The organism is Candidatus Symbiopectobacterium sp., assembly GCF_020054415.1.
Taxonomy (GTDB): domain Bacteria; phylum Pseudomonadota; class Gammaproteobacteria; order Enterobacterales; family Enterobacteriaceae; genus Symbiopectobacterium.
In genome coordinates this window covers 1-3,212 of the sequence record NZ_JAHWCO010000065.1, presented here as the reverse complement: position 1 = coordinate 3,212, position 3,212 = coordinate 1, and the positions used below count along the sequence as shown (strand labels likewise).

The 3,212-nt window shown below is 50.7% G+C and carries 2 protein-coding genes and 1 pseudogene; all 3 read left to right on the top strand.

The annotated features are described in order from the left end of the window. Nucleotides 1-183 (top strand): annotated as a pseudogene (locus QZ506_RS02210) (IS481 family transposase); the annotation flags it as partial. A gap of 318 nt (nt 184-501) precedes the next feature. Further along, complete coding sequence (locus QZ506_RS02205) at nt 502-1,710, top strand: methionine synthase (RefSeq protein ID WP_291968731.1); 1,209 nt, start codon at nt 502-504, stop codon at nt 1,708-1,710. A gap of 156 nt (nt 1,711-1,866) precedes the next feature. Beyond that, the gene (locus QZ506_RS02200) at nt 1,867-2,883 is read left to right on the top strand and encodes a type II asparaginase (protein WP_291968733.1); all 1,017 of its coding nucleotides are present in this window, start codon (nt 1,867-1,869) and stop codon (nt 2,881-2,883) included. Nucleotides 2,884-3,212 lie beyond the last annotated feature (329 nt).

Below are 3,212 nucleotides of genomic sequence, written 5' to 3'. Positions count from 1 at the left end.
GAGCAGCATGATTATCAGCTTTATCTGGCTATCAACGATATCGAGCATACGAAAACGAAGGCGATGTCTCCGCAGACGAACGGCATCTGCGAGCGCTTCCATAAAACCATTTTTCAGGATTTTTATCAGGTTACGTTCCGCAAGAAGTTATATGGAGACCTGGAAAGCCTGCAGGTAGATCTGGGCAACTTATAATGAATGTTAATATTTATTGTTGGTTTTTTGTTTTTATTTTGTATTCTTCAAGAAAGCTGCCTAACATTGTAACTATCTGCACTTGCCTTCCTGTTTCGTCTTGGATTCTGATCCATCCCCCCCCCTTGATTGCTGGAATTTGATGCAATATGCATTTTTTTGCATGAAAAGTGAAGTTTGCATTTGCTGCTCTGTGGGGAGCATGGTAGGAATGATGCCGTTTGTGTGCCGCCAACTTTGCACACGCCAAGGTCGCTGCAACAGACGTTTGGAAGAAACGTTATTCAAATAACAGGATCCGTTATCATGCGTCGTACAATACAAAAATACCCGCCGTTTCATGCTGATCATGTCGGGAGCCTGCTTCGCCCTGCCTGCCTGAAGCGCGTACGCTCGGCGTTCGTGGCGGGCAAGCTGACGCGTCCGCAACTGACACAACTGGAAGACGATGAAGTCAGACGTGTTGTGGAGCAGCAAAAGGCCTGTGGTATTCATGTGATTACTGATGGTGTGCTGCGCCGAACCGGCGGGAATTACGATTTTTTTGCCCATCTGCATGGTATCGTCGGTCCGTTGGGGGAGCAGGATTATTGTATGACGCGGCAAGAGATGGCGGCTTGTCGCCTTCACATTGTGGGACCGGTCTCTTTTAACACCGAGCACCCCTTTTTAGCGCATTATCATTTTCTGCATCAGGCGTTGGATGCCTACTGCGACGATTTAGCGCAGGTATATGTTCAGGCGCTGCACGCTTTTTACGCCCAGGGCTGCCGCTACCTGCAACTGGATGATACATTCTGGAGCCTGTTTGGCGATGTCGCAGCGATCCGCGCCGAACTGGATGATGGCACCGATCCTTATCAGCTCATTGAGCACTGCGTTTATTTACTTAACCGTATCATGCAGGATAAGCCAAAGGATATGTATATCAGCCTGCATGTGTGCAGTGGCGATCTGGATACCAAAATTCTGCACCGTAATCCCTTTGCCGATGTTATTGCCAAAGCGCTGGGCCGCTTGAACGTGAATAGCCTTTTTCTGGAGTATGCGGATGCGCATTTCAGCGGATTGGAAACGTTGCGCGCTATCGGCGCACAAACCGTGGTGCTCGGTGTTATCACGTCTGAAACCGGAGAACTGGAGGATGCGCGCAGCATCAAGCGTCGAATTAATGACGCCTCGCTCTACTTACCGCTAAACCAGCTGGCATTGAGTCCGATGTGCGGGTTTGCCTCAGCAGAGAACGCCGCATGGCTGACGGAGGAGCAGCAATGGAACAAACTGCGCCACGTGGTCGATCTGGGTGATGTCGGAGTAGCGCGTATACTCCCACCGCTATCTGCGGGTGTATCACGGCGGATTCCCCTCTCTTTCCCTGAGGCGCAACCTAATAACGTGCGCCTTGCATTTTTACTTCTTTTTGCATTTTTTTCATTGTGTTATTGCAAATTTGCGATCCCACAAACGATACCGCTTCTCACACTCGGGCAAGATGAGCTGCTTCGGAAGCATTGAGAGGTAAATAGCAACATAGGAAACGTTTATACGCGATAAATCCGTTTAATTTGTAGGGAAATGCTGCTGTGGCAGGCAGTAGTGGCATTTTATTGTTCATGCACTGAAGAGTGGATAACTGTGATGAAAAGGATAGTGAGATCGCTGTTACTGGTGATGGTGGTATGTTTTTCCGCGTTAGCGGGTGCGGCGGAAAAATTACCCCATATCGTGATCCTGGCAACCGGCGGTACCATTGCCGGTTCCGCTGTGGCAAACACGCAAACGACCGGATACAAGGCCGGCGCATTGGGGGTTGATACCCTGATTAACGCTGTCCCTGAGTTAAAAACCTTGGCGACCATCAGCGGTGAGCAGGTGGCGAACATTGGCAGTGAGAACATGACCAGTGACGTGTTGCTGACGCTGAGCCATCGCGTCAATGCGTTGTTGGCGCTCGACGATGTCGATGGCGTAGTCATTACGCACGGTACGGATACCCTGGATGAATCACCGTATTTTCTGCAACTGACGGTGAAAAGTGACAAGCCGGTGGTGTTCGTGGCAGCGATGCGTCCTGCCACCGCCATCAGCGCAGATGGTCCGATGAACCTGTACGGTGCCGTCAAAGTGGCGGCGGATAAAAATGCGCGCAGTCGTGGGGTGATGGTGGTGTTGAACGATCGCATCGGCTCAGCGCGTTTTATCAGTAAAACCAATGCGTCGACGCTGGATACCTTCAAGGCGCCCGAAGAGGGTTATTTAGGCACGATCGTCGGCGATCGCATCTACTTCAATAATCGTTTGGAGAAAATACACACCACGCGCTCTGTGTTTGACATCACCGACGTTAAAACGCTGCCTCGCGTTGATATTATCTATGGTTATCAAGACGACCCCGAGTATATGTATGATGCTGCCATCACTCACGGCGTACAAGGTATCGTCTACGCCGGAATGGGCGCTGGCAGCGTTTCCAAACGCAGCGACGCGGGCATCCGTAAAGCGCTCAATAAGGGGATCGTAGTGGTACGCTCTACGCGTACCGGCAGTGGTGTTGTCCCGCCCGATGCCAGCCAGCCTGGCCTGGTTTCGGATTCGCTCAACCCGGCAAAATCGCGCATTCTGCTGATGTTGGCCTTGAGCAAAACGCATAATGCCGATGTGATTCAGGAATATTTCCATACCTACTGATGCCTGAGTCGCATGTGGGAAACATACCGCGCTATCGTTCCTGATGGGCGCACAGCGGGCTGCCATCCTTGGGTTGGCAGCCTTTCCTGCTCTTCCCTTCGTTATCTATTTCATTAAATCGTGCATTTACCCCGAAATAACAGACAACGTGGCGGTGATGCACGGTAAATCAGGATAGATATGCGGATTAGGCTGTGTCCCTTAATTGCCTGAGTTATAGTAACCGTATGTTTACACAGTATATTGAACTATGGCTCGCTACGACCTTCCCGATGAAGCATGGATGATCATCCAGTCTTTACTGCCTGCTGAACCAGCAATACCACGTG

What these genes read in the sequence shown, in the direction of transcription:
- QZ506_RS02205 (WP_291968731.1), top strand. Translation starts at nt 502, where the DNA reads ATGCGTCGTACAATACAAAAATACCCGCCGTTTCATGCTGATCATGTC.
- QZ506_RS02200 (WP_291968733.1), top strand. Translation starts at nt 1,867, where the DNA reads ATGGTGGTATGTTTTTCCGCGTTAGCGGGTGCGGCGGAAAAATTACCC.